The sequence below is a fragment of the Streptomyces sp. NPDC020489 genome, assembly GCF_044386545.1.
Taxonomy (GTDB): Bacteria; Actinomycetota; Actinomycetes; order Streptomycetales; family Streptomycetaceae; genus Streptomyces.
The window spans coordinates 403439-422451 of the sequence record NZ_JBIRUZ010000002.1; the positions used below are offsets into that span (position 1 = coordinate 403439).

The window sequence follows — 19013 nt, forward strand, 5'->3', positions numbered from 1 at the left end:
CCGTCATGTCGCCCCCATCATCTCCCGCCCGGTACGCCGGGCCGACCGGACGGATGTCCGGCCGCACCGGATGGGCAGGGAGCCAGGCACGGGCTTCGCCGCACGCGGTGAGCGGCCCAGGAGACGCGCCTCGCCCTCGGTCCCATCAGCCGGCTCACGCGGCACGCGTCAGCTGTCCCGAAGGCCCAGGGCCAGCGTCAGTTCAAGGACCCGCTGGGGCGATGCGAGGTCCGGGAAGAGCTCCCGCAGTTGCGACATGCGGTACCGGACGGTCTGGGGGTGGACGAACAACGCCGCCGCCACCTCCTCCCTCCTGCCTTGGTGCAGCAGCCACTCCCGCAACGTCTCCTCCAGCCGCCGCGCGGTCGCCTCGGGCACGGTCCGCAGCGGTGCGAGGGCACGGGCACGCAGGTCCGCGAACGCCTCCGCGTCGGCGCTCAGCACCAGCTCGGGCAGGTGGTCCTCGGTGTCGCGGATCTCGGAGGACAGGGAACGCGCGCGTGCGGCTCGTGCGTACGAGGCGGACGCACGCGTCCACGGCCGGGCCGGGCCGACAACGGCGGTGCGGTCGGTCAGCTGCCGCAGCAGATGTGATCGGTCGGCGTCGGGGACGAGCAGCACACCGGTGGCGTCCGGTTGATCGTCGAGGACGAGAGTGCTCGGATCGAGCACGCGGTAGGCGGGTCGGGCCTGGGCTGCGGGCAACAGCACCGCGGTCAGCGAGACGGGAGGCTGCCAGCCGGCCCGTTGGGCGGAGGCCAGCAGCACCTCCGGGCTCGCGCCGCTGAGGAGGTCGCGGGCCAGGTGTTCCAGGTGGCGCTCCTGGGCCCGGCCCCGGGCGGCCAGTTCGTCGGCGTGGCCGGCGGCGCTCGCGGCGGAGAGCTCGTCGATGTAGGCGAAGGTCAGCTCGGCGAACTTGGCGACCTCGGCGGCGGGCAGGCCCGCGGGGACGGCACCCGCTGCCAGGCATCGCCAGGCCACGCGGGCGCCGACGCGGTAGGCGCTGAGCAGCGCGTCCATCGAGCGCCCGTCGCGGACCTCACCGCGGCCCAGCTCGTAGGCTGCGTCACCGGCGTCGCCACCCGTGGCCTTCCCGCTGGCGAGGTCCAGGTAGTGCCCAAGAGCGGTGCGGACGGCTCGGCGGATGGTGCCACCCATGCGGCCGGAGAGGGCGTTGGCGTAAGAAGGGACCTCGTCGATGATCGCCTGGACGACCTCGTCCGCGGTGGTCCTCACCGCGGCCCGAAGCGCGGCGACCGTCGTCTCATCCAGGGCCAGTTCGCTGGCCCGCTGGATCGCATGACTCATGTTTTGTTCCCTGCGAACAATTCAACCGTCCAGATTTACGTCCTACGGACAGGACTTTACGCCCTGAAGCGCAGCAAGCTGGAGACATGACGAGTACAGCCCTCCGCAGCAGGGCGTGGAAACTGCTCGAGATGGTCACGACGCCGCTGCTGCCGTCGGACTACCTCGACCTGGTCAGCCCGCTGCGCGCGGGCGCTGACCTTCGTGGGCGCATCGAGGCCGTGCACCCCGAGACGCCTGACGCCGCGACCATCGTGATCAGACCGGGACGGGGCTGGCGCGGCCACACGCCCGGTCAGTACGTACGGATCGGGGTCGACGTCGACGGGGTGCGCCTGTGGCGCGCCTACTCCATCACCTCGCCGACCAACCGCCCGGACGGCCGCATCACGATCACGGTGAAAGCGATCCCGGACGGCAAGGTCAGCAACCACCTGGTCCGCAAGGCGAGACCGGGCACACTGATCCAGCTCGACCAGGCCACCGGCGACTTCGTGCTGCCGTCGGCCAAGCCCGCCAAGGTGCTCTACCTGACGGCCGGCAGCGGCATCACGCCCGTGATGGGCATGCTGCGCGACACCGCGTTCGACGACGTCGTCATGGTCCACTGCGCGCCACGGCCGCAGGACGTGATCTTCCGCGACGAACTGCACGACCTGGTCGCGGGCGACAAACTGCGGCTCACCGAGGTGCACACCGAGACGGACGGCATCCTCGACATCACCCGTCTCGACGCGCTCGTGCCCGACTGGGCCGAGCGCGAGACCTGGGCCTGCGGGCCCACGGGCCTGCTCGACGCCGCCGAGAAGCACTGGAGCGAACACGGCGTCCCGGAGCGCCTGCACATCGAACGCTTCCGCCCCAGCATCGTCGTCACCGGTGACGGCGGCGAGATTACCTTCAGCACCAGCGGCAAGACGGTTGACGCGGATGGTGCGACCCCGTTGCTGGACGTCGGTGAGGCGGCCGGTGTGCTCATGCCGTCGGGGTGCCGCATGGGCATCTGCTTCGGTTGCATCACGCCGCTCAAAGCGGGCGCCGTCCGCGACCTGCGCACCGGCGAGATCACCGAGGCCGAACCGGGCGTCCTCATCCAGACCTGCGTGTCCGCTGCCGCGGGCCCTTGCGACATCGAACGTTAGGAACACCTTGACCGCTATCGACCCCACAGCCCACCTGACCGCGGAGCAGATCGAGGAGCTCGGCCGCGAGCTGGACGCGATCCGCGACGAAGTGATCGCCAGCCGCGGTGAGAAAGACGCCGCCTACATCCGCAAGGTCATCTCGGCGCAGCGCAAGCTCGAGCTGGCCAGCAGGGGCGTGCTGCTGTTCTCGTTCTTCCCGCCCGCGTGGCTGGTCGGCACTGCCGGGCTGTCCGTGGCGAAGATCATGGACAACATGGAGATCGGCCACAACGTCCTGCACGGCCAGTGGGACTGGATGCGGGACCCGAAGATCCACTCCTCCACCTGGGACTGGGACCACGTATCGCCGGCCGAGCAGTGGAAGCACTCGCACAACGAGCTGCACCACACGTACACCAACGTGCTCGGCAAGGACAACGACCTCGGCTACGGCATCATGCGCGTCGACGAGGACCAGAAGTGGCACCCCTTCCACCTCGGTCAGCCGCTGTGGAACTTCATCAACGCCTGCTTCTTCGAGTACGGCATCGCGGCGTACGACCTGGAGCTCGGCAAGAACCTGAGCAAGCGCCGCCGCAAGAACCCGGAGTTCCGCGAGCGGGCCAAGGCCGTGGGCCGCAAGATCCGCAAGCAGGTGCTCAAGGACTACGTGATCCACCCGGCGCTGTCGGGCCCGTCGTTCCTCCCCACGCTCGCCGCCACCTTCACCGCGAACCTGGTCCGCAACATCTGGTCCCACTCGGTGATCATGTGCGGGCACTTCCCCGAGGGTGTGCAGGTCTTCGAGCGCCGGTCGATCAGGGGCGAGACGCGCGGCCAGTGGTACCTGCGCCAGATGATGGGCTCGGCCAACATCAGCGGCAGCAAGGCCATGCACTTCATGACCGGCAACCTCTCGCACCAGATCGAGCACCACCTGTTCCCGGACCTGCCGAGCAACCGCTACGCCGAGGTCGCCGTGAAGGTGCGCGCGCTGTTCGAGAAGTACGAGCTGGAGTACGTGACCGGCCCCCTGCCCAAGCAGGTGTTCTCGGCGTGGCGCAAGGTCATCCGACTCTCGCTGCCGAACAGCAAGCCCAAGGCCACGACACCGGTGCGCGAGCAGGAACTCGTCGCGGCCTGATCACCGGTATTGCCTCAGACCTCTCACCGGATCCCGCCAACGCCGGGTCCGGTGAGGTCTGTTGCGACCGCCGTTCGGCGCGGCAAAGCGCGGCCGCGGATAGCCTCCGCGCATGAAGCGGATTCAGCGAGCGGCCGGCGCGGTCGTCGGCTCGGCGGTGGGTGACGCCCTGGGCGGCCCGTTCGAGTTCGGTCCCCAGGGAGCGTTCTCCGCGCGGTTTCCCGTGCCTGGCGCCGGTGGCGAGATGTGCGGAGGCGGTGGCTGGGAGCCCGGCGAGGCGACCGACGACACACAGATGGCCGTCCTGGTCGCGGAGTCGTTGCTGGAGCGGTGCGGCCTGGATCTGCCGGACATCTTCGGCCGCTTCCAGCGGTGGGCAGCGTCAGAGCCGAAGGACATCGGCCTGCAGACCGAGGACGTCCTGACCAACGGCATGCCCTGGGACCTCGCCGCCGCGATCCATTTCCAGGTCAACCAACGAGCAGCGGGAAACGGCTCCTTGATGCGGGCGTCGACCTCCGCGGTCTACTTCGCGGCCGCCGGCCCAGAAGCCAGTATGGACGCGGCACGTCGGATCGCCGCCCTCACCCATGGCGACCGCGCTGCCTGGGAGGGCACCGCGATCTTCCACGAATTCGTCCGTCTCACGTTGGAGGAGACCGACCCCCTCGCCGCGCTCCCGGACATCCTGGCCCTCGTCCACCCCGACCACCGCGACCGTTACGCCACCGTCCTCGCGCCTGACTGGCACCCCGATCAGGCGACCGAGTTCAACGGTGCCGTCTGGCCCTGCCTGGGCTCCGCCGTCTGGGCCCTGCGCACCACCGCGGACTTCGAGGACGCGATACGCGCGGCGATCGACCTCGGCGGCGACACGGACACCGTCGCCGCGGTCACCGGAGGCCTCGCGGGGGCGTACTACGGGCTGGACGCCATCCCCGCCCGCTGGACACGGCCACTCCATGTCCCCCTCCCGGGCTTCGACGGGCGGGTGCTGCGCCTGGCAGATCTGCTCGACCTTGCACACCGCCTCGGGCACTGAGCCGGGTGCTGCTCGGGCGCGGGCACCCTCCACGGACTCCAGCCCGCGGCAGCAGCGTCACCGCTCGCCGCTGCTGCGACGTCGGTCACACGGCCGCCGGGGCTCCGAGGATCGCGGATGCCTTCTGCAAGGGGGAGAAGAACGACGGGATGGTTCTGCCGCGATCGAGGCGGATCACCGGACGAGGGCGAGGATGCCCAGGGCATTGCCCTGGGCATCCACCACGGGCAGGGCGTGGAGGCTGCGGTAGCGCATCGCATGCTCGGCCTCGGCCATCGTGGTCACGGGAGAGGCGAAAGGCCCCGGGTCGACGGCGATGTCCCGCAGCTGGACCCGGTCCGTGTACACGGCGCTTTCGCGGACCGCGGTGAGCTGAGCCTGCGTGAGAAGTCCGGTGCACACGCCGTCGTTGTCGCAGACGAGCAGGTGCGTGGTGCGGGCGCTGGCCATGACGGACAGGGCCACCTCGACGGTCATGTCGTCGCACACCTGCGGTCCGGCGGTGTCCATGGCGTCGGCCACCGTCCTGGGAACGAAGTCGGCGCCTGTCGAGCGGGGCTGCATCTGAACCATCGTCAAAACGTGCCTCCTACAGAGGTGGACCAGGGGTGCTGAACCTGAACACGAAGTCCTTACGCCGCCGCGTTGAGCGTGGACTGCCGGGTCTTGCGTCGGGCAGCCGAGGCGGGGCTACGACGGCCGCGTGACGGCGACGTGCTGCGCTGACGCCGCTCGGTGACCGGCGCGGTGATCGTCACGGGGATGCCGGAGGGCGTCTGGGCGCCGGTGATCTGGCTGAGTGCCTCGTCGCCGGAGCGGACCTGGGTGGTCTGGGGCACGATGCCGGCGGCATCCATGAGACGGGTCATCTCGCGCCGCTGGTTGGGGGTGACCAGGGTGACGACACGCCCGGACTCGCCGGCCCGCGCGGTGCGACCGCCGCGGTGGAGGTAGTCCTTGTGGTCGGTCGGCGGGTCGACGTTGACGACCAGGTCGAGGTTGTCGACGTGGATGCCGCGGGCGGCGACGTTCGTGGCCACGAGCACGCTGACATGCCCGGTCTTGAACTGGGTCCGGGTGCGCTGCGGCTGCGACTTGCCGCCGTGCAGCGCGGCGGCCCGCACCCCGCTGCTGAGCAGGTCCTGCGTCAGCCGGTCGACGGCGTGCTTGGTGTCCAGGAACATGATCACTCGGCCCTCGCGTGCCGCGATCTGCGTCGTCGTCCAGTGCTTGTCCGCGCCGTGGACGTGCAGCACATGGTGCTCCATCGTGCTGACCGCACCCGCGGACGGGTCGACGGAGTGGACGACCGGGTCGGTGAGGTAGCGGCGGACCAGGCGGTCGACATTGCGGTCGAGGGTGGCGGAGAACAGCATCCGCTGGCCCTCGGGGCGGACCTGGTCCAGGAGCGCGGTGACCTGGGGCATGAACCCCATGTCGGCCATCTGGTCCGCCTCGTCCAGGACGGTGATCGCGACCTGGTTCAGCCGGCACTCGCCGCGGTCGATGAGGTCCTTGAGCCGGCCCGGTGTCGCGACGACGACCTCGGCACCGTTGCGCAGCGCATGGGCCTGCCTGCCGATCGGCATTCCTCCGACGACGGTGGCAAGTCGCAGTTGCACCGAGCGGGCGTAGGGGGTGAGCGCGTCGGTCACCTGCTGGGCCAACTCGCGTGTCGGTACGAGGACCAGGGCCAGGGGCTGGCGGGGCTCGGCGCGCTGGCCCGCGGTGCGGGCGAGCAAGGCCAGGCCAAAGGCGAGGGTCTTGCCGGAGCCGGTGCGTCCGCGTCCCAGGGCGTCGCGGCCCGCGAGGGTGTTGGGCAGGGTGGCGCCCTGGATCGGGAACGGGACACTCACGCCGTGCACGGTCAGTGCCGCCAGCAACTGCTTGGGCATGTCGAGGTCAGCGAACGCCTCGACCGCGGGCAGCGCGGGAGTGATCGTCTTGGGCAGCGCGAACTCCCCCTGAACCGCTGCGGGCCGCCGGCCGTAGCCGCCCGAACGGCTCGGACCCCCTGAACCCTTCGGGGCGGACGAGGCGAAACGGCTGCTGCGCCTGGCGCCGGAGCCGGTACCGAAAGCGGCGGCCTCGCCGCGGCCGCGGCGGGAAGAACGGTCAGTGGTGCGTGCAAAGTTCATTGAGAACCCTCCTTGATACGGCACGTATCAAGGAATTCCCGCAGCGAAAGCAGCGCTGGGAATCACAAGACCGGACCGAATGGACATGAAAAAGAATGAGGAATGCGATAGATTTGGCGCTAATTGCATCGGTAGAGTTTTCAATGTCGTCGGAATGTGAAATCCCGGACGTTCCACCGGTTGCGCCTTCGACGAGGTGCCCGCCCCGGACAGGGGACCGCGGACATTTCTCGTCCCGCAGGTCGCACCACTGCGGGAAATGTCCGTAGCTGGGGCCCGCACCCCTCGGGGTGCGGGCCCCAGCTACGAAGCGCGCGTCAGCGTCAGGCGGGGACGATGTTCTCCGCCGTCGGGCCCTTCTGGCCCGTCACGATGTCGAAGGTGACCTTCTGACCTTCGAGCAGCTCGCGGAAGCCACGGGCGGCGATGTTCGAGAAGTGGGCGAACACGTCGGCGCCCCCACCGTCCTGCTCGATGAAGCCGAACCCCTTGGCCGCGTTGAACCACTTCACAGTGCCTGAAGCCATGTCATATCTCCTCTTGGGCAGTACGCCGGGACCCGCGATGCACGGAAACCGGGTCGCCGCGATGATGCCCCGTCCGGGAAATGACCGGCAAAAAAACACCGCCACCGGCTGAAATGCCGGTGAAGGCGTTTGAAGTTTTTGGGAACCACAACTGCAACTGAGATCAACAGTAGCACGGGATGGCGGACCGAGTCCGATAAATTCTCCAGCCCCGCCCACCCCGGCAGCAATATTTTCTGCGCGACGCGGCAAATTCTCACTTCGCGGCCATAGATATTGGCCGAGCAGCAGCGCAGCGTTTCAGGAACAGGGGTCTCGCTTACGCGCTCAAAGAGCGCTTATTCCAGCGGCGATTTTCCGCCCGCCGCGCCCCCCGCTTGCCCCGTGCACCCCCGTGGCGCACTGTCTCAGGTTGCGGGTCACGTGGACGTTTCGGCTGCGCGGCGGTGTTCGGCGTTGATCCGCAGGGCGTCTTCGAGTTGGTCCTCGAGGACGATGATGCGGCAGGCGGCCTCGATGGGCGTGCCCTGGTCGACGAGTTCGCGGGCCCGGGCGGCGATGCGCAGTTGGTAGCGGGAGTAGCGGCGGTGTCCGCCTGCGGAGCGCAGCGGGGTGATGAGGCGCGCTTCGCCGACGGCGCGAAGGAAGCCCTGGGTGGTCCCGAGCATCTCGGCAGCGCGGCCCATGGTGTAGGCGGGGTAGTCGTCGTCATCAAGTCGCCCGAAGGAGTCGTCTGCCGTCATCGCACCTCTCTGTGGAACACGTGGAGGGGTCCTGGTGCCATCGGCACCAGGACCCCGAAGGAACTACACCATCTGCCGGCCCCAGTAATGCGCCGGCCTTCTGTTTCCGCGTGCTCGGCCTGAACACTGCCGGGGGTGCGGGGATCGCGAATGCGTGACCGGAGACCACCTCACTATCGATGTCCTGCGGTACCCGGACCCACTACTCGTCCGGGCGATCCTGATGGCGCTCGGCTCCTCCGTTCTTCCCTCTGATCAATCACTTGCCGAACTGGTATTGCGGTCCTGCTCGTGGCGGCCCCTGATCACTGCGGGCCACCCGGTCCGGCCGTCAGTCCCGTCGCCGTCATGCAACAACCCTGGCTTCGGAACTCCACTGCCGCACCGTCCTGCGTACTGCTGCCCGGCAGTTCGTCTCTGCCGGGCCCTTCTAGATCTCGGCTACGAGAAAAACCATAACTGGCCGGGCATCCAATGTCTACTCTCGCCACTGTAGATTTTCGCGCCCTTGACCATGAGGTAGTCCGCCTCGAACGGAACAGCGAGCGGCCGGCTGTCGGCGGCCCAGATCGGGACGAGCCCGGGTGCGAAGACTGCGTACAGCTTCCCTTCCTGAGTGCCTCTCAGCGTGTGCCAGGTGCGGCCCGCCTGAAGTCCCAGCCCACCCTTGAGACTGCGGCGGTGGTGGCTCCGGGGAGAGCCCGGCCACCCCCTGCCCGCAGCGCAAATAACTGCTTGCCCATGGCGGTTGGTCGTGGAAGCGTGTCCCGCACGCTGCGACCTCGCAGACACACTCACGGTGAGGAACGAAGTCCATGTGCTCGGCGTCCCCCAGCGGTCGCCGTCGGCCCTGAGCCCCCGCTTCGCGGCAGCCTCAGCCGGCCACGCTGTTGGCTACGGCGACCCCACGACGCGATGCCTGACGCATCGCCGCTCTCGCGCCCCGGACTTCCCAAGTTCACCAGGGGCTCCTCCAGAGACTCCGTGAGGTCATACCCACCATGGACACCCAGGTCCAGAGCTTTGCCGTCATCAACCTCCGCCGCCGTCCCGTGGTCGTCGAGACCGGCGGCTTCGTAGCCGGCTTCACCCCCGATACCGACAACCCCTACATGAACTACGCGACGCCACTACCCGGCACGGCACCCACGGCCCGGGACGTCGCCGCGCTCATCGGGGCCTTCCGGGAACGGGGTCTGCTGCCACGCCTGGAGTTCGTCCCCCAGGCCGCCCCCGCCGTGGCACCGGCCCTGCGGGCGGCGGGTTTCGGCACCGAGGCCGCGCACGAATACCTCGTCTGCACACCCCGCACGCTGGTGCTCCCCCAGTCCCCCGACTCCCCGCAGGTGGAGACCCCGACCACCGACAAGGAGTTCGCCGAGCTCGATGCCGCCTTGGCCGAAGCGTTTGGTGGCCTCTTCTCCCCCTCCCCACAGGGCGCGGCCCGGCTGCGTCACACCCAGCAGAGCGGCGGCGCGGTGCGCTTCGTGCGTGACCCACGGGGCGGCATCGCCGGCGGGGCGTCCTGCTCCCCTCCTGCCGAGAACACCGCAGAGCTGACCGGCGTCGGCACCCGCCCCGCCTGCCGTGGCTGCGGCATCGCCGCTGCGGTCACCGCCGTGCTCAGCGAAGCGATGTTCACCCAGGGAGCCGGATCAGTCTGGCTGGAGTACTCCGGTGAAGGATCCCGCCGCGTCTACGAACGCGTCGGCTTCCGCCCGCAAGGCACGCGCCTCTACCTCTCCTTGCCGCCTGCGCAGCAACCCTGACAGCACCAGCCGAGCGCGGGCCCGTTCACGCTCGGGACGCCACCGAAATGCACACTCTGGTCAGCGGCACCCCGCGGACAGAGCAGAGCCCCCGGCCGCGCCGGGGGCTCTGCTCTTGCATGTCAGCGGCGTGACCGACCCGAAGGTCGACCACGTCGGCTGCCGTCAGGTCACGGGCACAGGCCCTTGTCCGAGTTGTAGTAGATGTCGATCGAACCGCTCCAGGTCATGCACTGACCGGCGTCGGGGAGGTCCTTGTACACCGGGCCGGCGTAGGTCGTGTAGGAGCCGGCGTCCCTGGCCGGGGAGCTGCTGGTCGGCCAGGTGTCCAGCGTGACCTCCATGAACACGCGGGCGCCGGGCTTGTTGCGTACGGTCACAGCGCACCACTGCTCGTCCGCGGAGCTGTAGGCCACGTACGTGGTGGCGGCCACGGTGGTCTGCGAGGAGTTGATCGGGGTCGACATGAAGACCTCGTACCCCTGGCCGCACGCTCCGTTGTACGCGCCTGTGGTGGCGGCCGAGGCCGGTGTGGTCGCGGCGAGCGTGCCGCCCAGGGCCAGAACGGCAAGGGCGCCGGCGGTGACTGCCTTGTTGCGGATCGACTTCATGGTGTTCCCCCTGTTGATGTCATCGGGACGGCCGGTCGTTGCCGTCCACGCAGAGTGAGACCGGAAAGCCCCACTGACAGTTGTGGCCTTTTTTGTCGCGGTCCTGTCACTGGTGTCACAAGGGTCGTTACGCCAACTGCGGGTTGTCCGCCCGCTCGTGCGGCCGTCACCAGGTCCGTTTCCTCGGCCGCCGAGCAAGCCTGACGGCTATTTACGGTGGCGCCCCGTACGAGGCACGCTGCGGTCGGCAGCCTGACTTGGTCATCCCGCGGACTCCTGGAAGCCGAGTCAGTGGCGTCGACACCAGCGCAGTCCTCCTCCGCCCGTCGGCAGCAGCACCTCGCGCGCCTGTTCTGCCAGGTAGGGCCACCACTCGGCCTGCCCGAGCGGGTCGGTGCGTAGAATCCGATCTCATGTCGAAGCCTGACGCGCTGATCGTAGATATCGCCGCCCGTGTGGAGTCCGGGCAGAGTAATCAGATGTCCCTGACCGTGGTGACCGGTGGTGCTGTCATCACCGGTCGCCTGGCTCCCGAAGCCGTGTGGAGGCAGCGGGTGTCGGAGGTGCTTGCGGACTCCTCCGACCTCGGCGATTTCTCCGCCGTCTTCGACACCCCCACGAAGGAGGAGGGGCCGCCCACGCATCTGCACTTCCATGTCGCCCGGATCCTGCAGGGCACCGTGGGGATCCCGGAGACGGGCGGGATGTACCGCGTGGCGATCGAGGACGTCAGCGCCTGGACCGTGGGCGACTTCAGCTACTCCGACCACTGATCCGCCGCCGCGCCGAGAACGGCACGGAACGCATCGAGGGCCCTACCGGCGCGCGCCGGTAGGGCGGCGTCCCGACCCGGGGCAGTGAGCCGCACTTGGCAGCGCGGCATGCCACGGGCGCGAGGTTCAACGTCCGCCCTCCCGCTGCCGGGGCCCGTCGTCGGTCTCCGCCTCCCCCTTCGGCCGCGACGGCCTGCCTCGTGCCGCATCACCCGCGGTGAGATGTTCGAGGACCTCGACAAGCTCCTGGCAGGCCCGCTCCACCGAGCGCCGGGTGTTGCGCTGCTCGGTCATCACGGCAGAGAGAAGCAGGGCGGTCAGGGCGATGGTGCCGTTGAACGCCTGCAGTTTGATCATCATCTCGATCTGGTTCAGGCCTTCGAAAGGGCCCACTTCCTCCGCGGCGGAGACCGTGGCCATGACGGACGCGATGAGAGCGCAGAGCATGCTGCCGACCAGCTGGAAGCGCAGGGCAGCCCAGATCAGCAGCGGGTAGACGAGGAACAGCACGCTGAGCCTGCTGTGGGTGACCAGTGGCATGACGGCGCAGGTGACGATCGTCAGCGCCGTGGCCTCCGGCCAACGGGACAGCGGCGGGGGCCAGCGTGCCTCGTACAGCACCAGCAGAAGCGGCGTAATGATCAAGACACCCATCGCGTCGCCCACCCACCATGCCAGCCACACCCCCCAGAAGCTGTGGGTGTGCAGCCGGTCCGTGACCACGAGCATGCCGACACCCACCGTGGCACTGATCAGCATGCCGGTCAGGGCCCCGAGGAACACCAGCGCCAGACCGTCCCGCAACCGGCTCAGGCCGGTACGGAAGCCCACCGCACGCAGCATGAGGTACGCGCAGACGGGCGCGGCCGTGTTGCCGGCCAGGTTCCCGAGCACCTCGGGCCTGAGCGAGGTGAGGTGCAGGACGACGAGCAGGGCTCCGAGTGCGATTCCGGGCCAGACGCGCAGCCCGAAGATCAGCAGTCCGGCCACCGCGATACCGGTCGGCGGCCAGATGGGAGTGAACACCGCCCCTTCGACGGCCAGGTTCCAGAGGAGTCCGAGTCGTCCCGCGGCGTAGTAGCAACCGGCGACGGCCAGCGTCTGGAGGGCGAAGACGCCGTCCCGGCGCAGATTCTCGGTACCCACCACACCAGCCATCAGACACCGAGGCCGCCGCTCCGGCGAGGCGGGAGCGGCCGCATGCCGCCCCACGGCTGAGCTTCGGCCCCTTCGTACCCGACGACGAGCACGGCGGCGTCGTCCTCATGCCCCACCTGGTCCGCGCCCCGCATCACGGCGGTGGCGAGCGCGCCGGCGTCCATGCCCGCCACGGCGGCGACCCCGGCAAGGCGTACGACCTGGTCCAGGCCCTGGCCGAGCTCCATGGACGGCCCCTCCACCACACCGTCCGTGAGCAGGACGAGCACGCCGCCCGTGGTGAGCCGGTAACAGGTGACGGGGTAGGTCGTGCCGGCCTGAACACCCAGCGGCGGACCGCCCTCGTCGCCGCCGATACCGCTCCTGCCGTCCGCCGTCGCCCAGACGAGGGGAATGTGCCCGGCCCGGGCACTCTCCAGTACGCCGGTGGTCGGGTCGAGGCGCAGAAAGGTGCAGGTGGCGAAGAGATCGGTGCCGAGGGACAGGAGGAGGTCGTTCGTCCGCGCGAGGAGTTCGCCGGGTTCGCTCGTCACCGAGGCGAGGGCGCGCAACCCGACACGCACCTGCCCCATGAAAGCGGCCGCCTCTATGTTGTGGCCCTGGACGTCCCCGATGGACAGCCCGATCCGGCCGTCCGGGAGGTGAAAGGCGTCGTACCAGTCCCCACCCACGTTCAGGCCGTGAAAGGCCGGTGCGTAGCGCACCGCGAGGTGGTAGCCGGGCGCGGTCGGCATCTCCGCGGGAAGCATGCCACGCTGCAGGGCAATGGCCAGCTCGACCTGGGAGCGCTGTAGCTCCGCGTGCTCACGCGCCCGAGAAGTCAGCGAGCCGAGCCTGGCCAGCAGCTCGTCGCCGTCGTACGCGGGGCCCTTGCGGGACATGCGCCACTCCGAAAAATGTTCATCCTTTGTCGGACATTAGCCCAAAAGCAGTCATATCGAATGCTAGCGGAACTTTCGGAATCGCCGGTCCAAGGCCCTCTCTCGTTGACGCAGGCGCCCCGGCACCGACCGGAGACGGCGGTGCCGGGGCACGGATGCGATGGGTGAAGGCGGTCATCACCACCCGGCGATGGCGGCCGGGCTGTCGGCGGTGACCGCCTCAGGGGGTGTCCCGCTGACTAAGGGGGTGTCCCGCTGGCTCAGGGGTGTCCCGCTGGCTCAGGGGTGTCCCGCTGGGAACTACTTCGCGAGGAACGCCAACAGCGCCGCGTTGACCTCCTCCGCGTGCGTCCACAGCAGCCCGTGCGGGGCGCCCTCGATCTCGACGTACTCGGCGGAAGGCAGCAGCGCGTGGAAGGGCCGTCCGGTCGCGTCGATCGGCAGGATGCGGTCGCCGGTGCCGTGCACGATCAGCGACGGTACGTCGACCTTGGCCACGTCGGCCCGGAAGTCGGTGATCCAGGTGGGCACGCAGGCCACCGAGGCGTGGGCCGAGGAACCCGCGGCCACGTTCCAGCTGTGGCGCACGGCCTCCTCGCTGATCCGGCTGCCCAGCGTCTCGTCCAGGTTGTAGAAGTCCTGGTAGAAGGCGCTGAAGTAGGCGTACCGGTCCTTGGTGACCGCGGCCGAGATGCCGTCGAAGACTTCCTGGGGGACGCCGGTCGGGTTGTCGTCGGTCTTGAGCAGGAAGGGCTCCAGCGAGGCGAGGAAGGCCGCCTTGGCGATCCGGCCCGAGCCGTACGTGCCCAGGTAGCGGCCCACCTCACCGGTGCCCATGGAGAAGCCGACCAGGACCGCGTCGGTCAGGTCCAGCTTCTCGATCACCTTGTTGAGGTCGGCGGCGAAGGTGTCGTAGTCGTAGCCCGTGGTCGGCTGCGAGGAACGGCCGAAGCCGCGGCGGTCATAGGTGATGACCCGGTGGCCGGCCTCCAGCAGTGCCGGGACCTGGCGCTCCCAGGAGTGGCCGTCGAGCGGGTACCCGTGGATCAGCACGACGGGCTGTCCGGTGCCGTGGTCCTCGTAGTAGAGCTCGATGGGCGCGCTGTTCTCTTGGCCAACGGTGATGTACGGCATGTCGGTCGTCCTTGTCGTAGGGAGACTCCAGCTCATCAGGGGCGGCCCCGGCCCGCCAGGCAGAAGTACAGGCGGAAGTAGAAAACGCTTGTTCTAATTGTCGTGATGACCAGTCACACATCTGAATCCCCGCAGTCCGACTCCTCCCCCGGCGGCACCGCCTTCGGCGGGCTGCTCCGCTCCCTGCGCAGGGCCGCCCGGCTGACCCTGGAGGAGCTGTCCGAGGCGTCCGGAGTGAGCGTGCGCGCCCTCGGTGACCTGGAGCGCGGCCGCAGCCGTGGACCGCAGCGCCGTACCGTCGAGGCGCTCGCCGCCGCCCTCCGTCTCGACGCCGAGCAGCGCGAGCGCCTCCAGCGCCTCGCCGACGCCGGACGGGAACGCGGAGGGGCGCCGACATCGCCGTATCTCCTGCGCACGGTCCCGGACTTCACCGGCCGGGAACAGGAACTGGCCGACCTGGAGGCCCTCGCCGGCGGGGCCCGGACGCGGGCCGTGGTGCTCTTCGGGCCGGGCGGGCAGGGCAAGACGACACTGGCGGCGGAGGCGGTACGAAGGCTGTCGCGCGCCTTCCCGGACGGCTGTGTCTGCGTCCAGTTGCACGGCATGAGCGACTCCCCGCTGCCCCCGGCCGAGGCCCTGGTCCTCCTGCTCACAGCGCTCGGCCACCCACCCGACCGGATCCCGGTCGACCCGGTCGCCCGGGAGGCGCTCTACCGCGCCACGCTCGCGGGCCGGCGGGCACTGGTCGTCCTGGACGACGCGGCCGACGAGGGTCAGACCAGACCACTGCTGCCGGACGCGGAGGGCAGTTTCGTGCTGGTCACCAGCAGACGGCCGCTGGCCGGACTGGAAGGCGTCCGGCGGATCAGGCTCGGCGGGCTCAGCGGCGGCGAGTCGGCACGACTGCTGGAACGGATCCTCGGGACCCCGCGCACCGACGGCCAGCCGGAAGCGATCACCCGGCTGACCGAACTGTGCGGCCACCTCCCCCTGGCCCTGCGGATCGTCGGCAACCGCCTCTCCAGCCGCCCGAGTTGGACCCCGGCCCGACTGGTGAGCCAACTCACCGACGAGGAACGCAGATTGAGCGGACTGGTCGCGGGCGACCTCGCCGTCCGCAGCGCGCTGGCCCTGTCGTACGGCCAACTCGCGCCTGCTCACCAAAGGTTGCTGCGCCGACTCGCCCTGCTGCCGGGTCACGACGCCGGCCCGGACCTCGCGGCCGTCCTCGGCGGCGAGGACCCGCTCACCACCGAGGCCTCCCTCGACCTGCTGGTCGACCGGGGCCTGCTGGAGGAGACGACACCCCACCGATACGCCCTGCACGATCTCGTGCGGCTCTTCGCCCGTGAGCGGCTGCGGGACGAGGAGGAGGACGCGGACACGGTCCATCTCCAGGTGGCGGACTGGCTGTTGCGCTCGGCTTCGGCAGCCGGCCGCCTGTTCGAGGCACCGGACACCGCGCCGGAGCCGTGGAAGGGCGAGCCCGCACCCTTCACCCCCTCGTCCGCCGCGGAGGCCGAGGAGTGGCTGACCACCGAACGCGCCCACTGGGCAGGCGCGTTGCCGGTGATGTCGGCGGCCGGCCGGCACCGGGAGATCCTGCACGCGGCCCGCACGCTGTACTGGTTCTCCGACCGCTGGGACTCCTGGCCCGAGTGGCGCACCCTGTTCTCCCACGGCGTCCGCGCGGCGGCGGCGCTCGGTGACCGGCCGGCCGAGGCCCACCAGCTCAACTGCCTGGCCTGGACATACTCGGTGAGCGACGGCCGTCACCAGGAGGCCGAGGAACACGCCCGCCGCGCACTGGAGTTGGCCACGGACGCGGGCGACATCGCGCAGCAGGCCTGGGCGTCGACGTACATCGCCGGGGCCTGCATGTCCCTGGGCCGCCCGGCGGAGGCTGCCGAGGCCGCCGAGAGCGCTGTGCGGCTCTTCGCGACCACCGGTGACGAGGCGGGCCAGGCGGTCTCCCGCCGTGTCCTCGGCAGCGCCCTGCGTGAGGCCGGGCGCGCCGAGGAGGCACTGAGTGTCCACCTGGCGCTGCTGGGCGTCCGGGCCGGTGACGTGCCGGGCTTCCAGGAGTTCGCGGAGGCCATCGTGCGCCATCAGATAGCCCAAGATCTGCTCGCCCTGGAGCGGTGGCCCGAGGCGGTACAGGCCTTCCGCACCGTCATAGCCCCCGTCACCCACGGCGGCACCAGTCGGTTTCAGGCCCGGGCCCTCGCCGGTCTCGCCACAGCCCTGGAGCGGTGCGGCGAGCTGACCGAGGCCCATGCCCGCTTCACCGAGGCCCACCGCCTGTTCGTCACGGCCGGCGACACGACCTCAGCCGACGAGACGGCGACCGCCCTGGCCAGGCTTGCGTGAGGGCGTCGGCCCGGCCCCGGCGGCCGTCCTCGTGGTCGAGGAAAAACAAGCGGATGCGGCCGACCCGCACCGTCGTGAGCGCCGCCTCACCAGCCGCGGGCCGCAGCGCCGACTCGGCGAGTTCCATGAGTGAACCAGGCCCCCGCGAGTTTCACCGATGAGTCTCCGGCGGCTGTGCGGTCTACCCCTCGACGAAGGGAGCGCACCATGCGCAAGATCATCGTTTGTACCTTCCTGACGCTGGACGGCGTCATGCAGGCGCCGGGCGGTCCGGACGAGGACGCCGAGAGCGGCTTCGAGCACGGCGGCTGGCAGAAGCCGGTGAGCGACGACGAGGTCGGTATGGCCGTCGCCGGCTGGTACGAAGGCTCCGACGCCATGCTGCTCGGCCGCAAGACGTACGAGATCTTCGCGTCGTACTGGCCGACCGCTGATCCTGAGAACCCGTTCACCGACCGGATGAACGGCATGCACAAGTACGTGGCGTCCCGGACTCTGACGTCCGTCGACTGGCAGAACTCCACGCTGCTGGAGGGCGACCTCGCCGCTGCCGTACGCGAGCTCAAAGCGTCCGACGGCGCCGACATCAACGTGGTCGGCAGCGGAGACCTCGCCCAGACCCTCATGCGGCACGACCTCGTCGACGAGTACCGGCTCTGCATCCATCCGGTGATCATCGGCACCGGCAAGCGGCTGTTCGCCGACAGGGCGATCCCCACCGCGCTGGAGCCGGTCAGCGTGTCGAGCACGAAGAGCGGCACCATCGTCGGCGTCTACCGGCCCCACGGCAAGCCGAGCCACGACAGCTATTAGGCCTGGGCCCGGCCCGGACTTCGGTTCATGTGGTCGTGTGGCAAGATCACGGGATGCTACGACTCACCGACTTCATCATCGACTGCCCCGACACGATGAAGCTGGCAGCCTTCTACTCCGAGGTGACGGGAGTCCCCGTCAAAGAGGACAGTGACGAGCACTGGGCCGGTATCCGGTTCGGCGAGCTGGAACTGGCCTTCGTGCAGGTGGACGACTACCGGGCCCCGCAGTGGCCCGACAGCGAGCATCCCAAGCAGTTCCACCTCGACTTCGAAGTCGACGACATCGAGGCCGAACAGCGTCGCGTGCTGGCCCTCGGCGCGACCCTGAAGCGGGACTGCACCGACTCCGACGGCTACGGCTTCCGTGTCTACACCGACCCCGTCGGCCACCCCTTCTGCCTCTGCCGCAACAAGGGCGTCATCTGGACCGATCAGGGCCTCATCTGGCCCACCAACGGCACCCGGTAACGGTTCGTCGACCACAAAGACCCGGACACCGGAGACCTCGCGGGCACCCGGCGGTTGGACTTCGTGGAGACGGTGGCTGCCTCAAGTGCCTTGTCCCTAGGATGTATTGCCTGACGCGCCGGTCGGGCCGGTGCGGGTAGGTGACTGGGGAGACGATGGAATCCGGGAAGCGGTTGTCCACCAAGATCGACGCCACGGTTCCGACGGCCGCGCGCATGTACGACCACTACCTGGGCGGCAAGGACAACTACGCGGTCGACCGTGCCGCCTGCGAGGAACTGGACAAGGTGGTGCCCAGCACCCGGGCGCTGGCGCTGAACAACCGGCGCTTCCTGCAGCGGGTGGTGGGGACGCTGGCGCAGGAGTACGGCATTCGGCAGTTCTTGGACCATGGGTCCGGTCTGCCCACGCAGAACAACGTGCATCAGGTGGCCCAGGCCATCGATCCCACCTCGCGCGTCGTGTACGCGGACAACGATCCGATGGTTCTGGTGCACGGCCGGGCTCTGCTGGACCAGAACGACCGCACGGCCGTGATCCAGGCCGACCTGCGCGACACCGACGTGATCTTCTCCCACCCCGACACCCAGCGGCTGATCGACTTCTCGCAGCCGGTGGGCGTGCTGTTCAACTCGGTCTTCCACTGCATCCCGGACAGCGACACGGACGGCCCCCTCGCGGTGGTGAAGCGGGTGACCGAGCGGCTCGTGCCCGGCAGTTGCCTGGTGATGTGCCAACTGGTCAGCGAGGACCCCAAGGTGCGGGAGTTCGTCACCGACTTCATGGACAAGGCCACTCAGGGGCACTGGGGCCGGGTGCGCCAGGAGAAGGACGTGGCGCAGTGGTTCGAGGGGCTGGAGATCCTCGAACCGGGCCTGGTGGAGGTGTCCACCTGGCGGCCCGACACCGAGGTGGCGCCGCGTCAGCAGACCCACGAGTGGGTCGAGTTCGGCGGGGTCGGCCGCATGCTGTGACGGTGCGGCACCGCTGTGACGGTGCCGCACCGGC

The 19013-nt window shown here is 69.4% G+C and carries 18 protein-coding genes; 9 read left to right on the forward strand and 9 right to left on the reverse strand.

What is annotated here, in order from left to right:
- Positions 1-168: 168 nt before the first annotated feature.
- Entirely contained in the window at positions 169-1308 is a 1140-nt protein-coding gene (locus ACH41F_RS05535) for a helix-turn-helix domain-containing protein (protein WP_391232256.1), read from the reverse strand.
- 86 nt (positions 1309-1394) lie between these two features.
- Between ACH41F_RS05535 and ACH41F_RS05540 the strand changes: the two genes are divergently transcribed.
- From ACH41F_RS05540 to ACH41F_RS05550, 3 genes are all read left to right on the forward strand, one after another.
- Positions 1395-2450: an FAD-binding oxidoreductase gene (locus ACH41F_RS05540; RefSeq protein ID WP_391232254.1), complete on the forward strand. Its 1056-nt coding sequence runs from the start codon at positions 1395-1397 to the stop codon at positions 2448-2450.
- A 7-nt stretch (positions 2451-2457) separates the two neighbouring features.
- The gene (locus ACH41F_RS05545; protein WP_391232253.1) at positions 2458-3576 is read left to right on the forward strand and encodes a fatty acid desaturase; all 1119 of its coding nucleotides are present in this window, start codon (positions 2458-2460) and stop codon (positions 3574-3576) included.
- 112 nt (positions 3577-3688) lie between these two features.
- On the forward strand, positions 3689-4618 hold the full coding sequence (locus tag ACH41F_RS05550) for an ADP-ribosylglycohydrolase family protein (RefSeq protein WP_398833197.1): 930 nt from the start codon (positions 3689-3691) through the stop codon (positions 4616-4618).
- Positions 4619-4792: 174 nt separating this feature from the next.
- Here ACH41F_RS05550 and ACH41F_RS05555 read toward each other — a convergent pair whose 3' ends face one another.
- From ACH41F_RS05555 to ACH41F_RS05570, 4 genes are all read right to left on the reverse strand, one after another.
- The gene (locus ACH41F_RS05555) at positions 4793-5197 is read right to left on the reverse strand and encodes a CBS domain-containing protein (protein WP_391232252.1); all 405 of its coding nucleotides are present in this window, start codon (positions 5195-5197) and stop codon (positions 4793-4795) included.
- Positions 5198-5250: 53 nt separating this feature from the next.
- Positions 5251-6756, reverse strand: a complete 1506-nt coding sequence (locus tag ACH41F_RS05560; protein ID WP_398833200.1) for a DEAD/DEAH box helicase — start codon at positions 6754-6756, stop codon at positions 5251-5253.
- A 323-nt stretch (positions 6757-7079) separates the two neighbouring features.
- Positions 7080-7283 carry a cold shock domain-containing protein gene (locus tag ACH41F_RS05565; protein ID WP_391232250.1) on the reverse strand — a complete coding sequence of 68 codons (204 nt, stop codon included), beginning with the start codon at positions 7281-7283 and terminating at the stop codon, positions 7080-7082.
- Positions 7284-7702: 419 nt separating this feature from the next.
- Entirely contained in the window at positions 7703-8026 is a 324-nt protein-coding gene (locus ACH41F_RS05570; RefSeq protein WP_391232249.1) for a MerR family transcriptional regulator, read from the reverse strand.
- 1001 nt (positions 8027-9027) lie between these two features.
- Between ACH41F_RS05570 and ACH41F_RS05575 the strand changes: the two genes are divergently transcribed.
- Complete coding sequence (locus ACH41F_RS05575; RefSeq protein ID WP_391232248.1) at positions 9028-9795, forward strand: GNAT family N-acetyltransferase; 768 nt, start codon at positions 9028-9030, stop codon at positions 9793-9795.
- A 170-nt stretch (positions 9796-9965) separates the two neighbouring features.
- Here the strand turns inward: ACH41F_RS05575 and ACH41F_RS05580 are convergent, their stop codons facing one another.
- Positions 9966-10406: a hypothetical protein gene (locus ACH41F_RS05580; RefSeq protein WP_391232247.1), complete on the reverse strand. Its 441-nt coding sequence runs from the start codon at positions 10404-10406 to the stop codon at positions 9966-9968.
- A gap of 413 nt (positions 10407-10819) precedes the next feature.
- On the opposite strand from ACH41F_RS05580, the gene ACH41F_RS05585 reads away from it, so the two are divergent.
- Positions 10820-11179, forward strand: a complete 360-nt coding sequence (locus ACH41F_RS05585) for a hypothetical protein (RefSeq protein WP_391232246.1) — start codon at positions 10820-10822, stop codon at positions 11177-11179.
- 126 nt (positions 11180-11305) lie between these two features.
- On the opposite strand, the gene ACH41F_RS05590 is transcribed toward ACH41F_RS05585, so the two are convergent.
- From ACH41F_RS05590 to ACH41F_RS05600, 3 genes are all read right to left on the reverse strand, one after another.
- Entirely contained in the window at positions 11306-12328 is a 1023-nt protein-coding gene (locus ACH41F_RS05590) for an MASE1 domain-containing protein (protein WP_398833203.1), read from the reverse strand.
- Between the two features lie 8 nt (positions 12329-12336).
- Positions 12337-13218 carry a SpoIIE family protein phosphatase gene (locus tag ACH41F_RS05595; protein WP_391232244.1) on the reverse strand — a complete coding sequence of 294 codons (882 nt, stop codon included), beginning with the start codon at positions 13216-13218 and terminating at the stop codon, positions 12337-12339.
- Between the two features lie 300 nt (positions 13219-13518).
- Positions 13519-14352: an alpha/beta fold hydrolase gene (locus ACH41F_RS05600; protein ID WP_391232243.1), complete on the reverse strand. Its 834-nt coding sequence runs from the start codon at positions 14350-14352 to the stop codon at positions 13519-13521.
- A gap of 105 nt (positions 14353-14457) precedes the next feature.
- Here ACH41F_RS05600 and ACH41F_RS05605 point away from each other — a divergent pair, with 105 nt between their 5' ends.
- The 4 genes from ACH41F_RS05605 to ACH41F_RS05620 all read left to right on the forward strand — a co-directional run bounded on the left by ACH41F_RS05605 (position 14458) and on the right by ACH41F_RS05620 (position 18979).
- The gene (locus tag ACH41F_RS05605) at positions 14458-16722 is read left to right on the forward strand and encodes an ATP-binding protein (RefSeq protein ID WP_398833206.1); all 2265 of its coding nucleotides are present in this window, start codon (positions 14458-14460) and stop codon (positions 16720-16722) included.
- 207 nt (positions 16723-16929) lie between these two features.
- Positions 16930-17535, forward strand: coding sequence for a dihydrofolate reductase family protein (locus ACH41F_RS05610; protein ID WP_398833208.1), 606 nt, complete (start codon positions 16930-16932; stop codon positions 17533-17535).
- Between the two features lie 53 nt (positions 17536-17588).
- Complete coding sequence (locus tag ACH41F_RS05615) at positions 17589-18005, forward strand: VOC family protein (RefSeq protein ID WP_391232240.1); 417 nt, start codon at positions 17589-17591, stop codon at positions 18003-18005.
- Between the two features lie 155 nt (positions 18006-18160).
- The gene (locus ACH41F_RS05620) at positions 18161-18979 is read left to right on the forward strand and encodes an SAM-dependent methyltransferase (RefSeq protein WP_391232239.1); all 819 of its coding nucleotides are present in this window, start codon (positions 18161-18163) and stop codon (positions 18977-18979) included.
- Positions 18980-19013 lie beyond the last annotated feature (34 nt).

Coding starts and splice junctions, on each gene's coding strand:
- ACH41F_RS05535 (WP_391232256.1), bottom strand. CDS start 1,308: ATGAGTCATGCGATCCAGCGGGCCAGCGAACTGGCCCTGGATGAGACG.
- ACH41F_RS05540 (WP_391232254.1), top strand. CDS start 1,395: ATGACGAGTACAGCCCTCCGCAGCAGGGCGTGGAAACTGCTCGAGATG.
- ACH41F_RS05550 (WP_398833197.1), top strand. CDS start 3,689: ATGAAGCGGATTCAGCGAGCGGCCGGCGCGGTCGTCGGCTCGGCGGTG.
- ACH41F_RS05560 (WP_398833200.1), bottom strand. CDS start 6,756: ATGAACTTTGCACGCACCACTGACCGTTCTTCCCGCCGCGGCCGCGGC.
- ACH41F_RS05565 (WP_391232250.1), bottom strand. CDS start 7,283: ATGGCTTCAGGCACTGTGAAGTGGTTCAACGCGGCCAAGGGGTTCGGC.
- ACH41F_RS05570 (WP_391232249.1), bottom strand. CDS start 8,026: ATGACGGCAGACGACTCCTTCGGGCGACTTGATGACGACGACTACCCC.
- ACH41F_RS05575 (WP_391232248.1), top strand. CDS start 9,028: ATGGACACCCAGGTCCAGAGCTTTGCCGTCATCAACCTCCGCCGCCGT.
- ACH41F_RS05580 (WP_391232247.1), bottom strand. CDS start 10,406: ATGAAGTCGATCCGCAACAAGGCAGTCACCGCCGGCGCCCTTGCCGTT.
- ACH41F_RS05585 (WP_391232246.1), top strand. CDS start 10,820: ATGTCGAAGCCTGACGCGCTGATCGTAGATATCGCCGCCCGTGTGGAG.
- ACH41F_RS05595 (WP_391232244.1), bottom strand. CDS start 13,218: ATGTCCCGCAAGGGCCCCGCGTACGACGGCGACGAGCTGCTGGCCAGG.
- ACH41F_RS05600 (WP_391232243.1), bottom strand. CDS start 14,352: ATGCCGTACATCACCGTTGGCCAAGAGAACAGCGCGCCCATCGAGCTC.
- ACH41F_RS05605 (WP_398833206.1), top strand. CDS start 14,458: ATGACCAGTCACACATCTGAATCCCCGCAGTCCGACTCCTCCCCCGGC.
- ACH41F_RS05610 (WP_398833208.1), top strand. CDS start 16,930: ATGCGCAAGATCATCGTTTGTACCTTCCTGACGCTGGACGGCGTCATG.
- ACH41F_RS05615 (WP_391232240.1), top strand. CDS start 17,589: ATGCTACGACTCACCGACTTCATCATCGACTGCCCCGACACGATGAAG.
- ACH41F_RS05620 (WP_391232239.1), top strand. CDS start 18,161: ATGGAATCCGGGAAGCGGTTGTCCACCAAGATCGACGCCACGGTTCCG.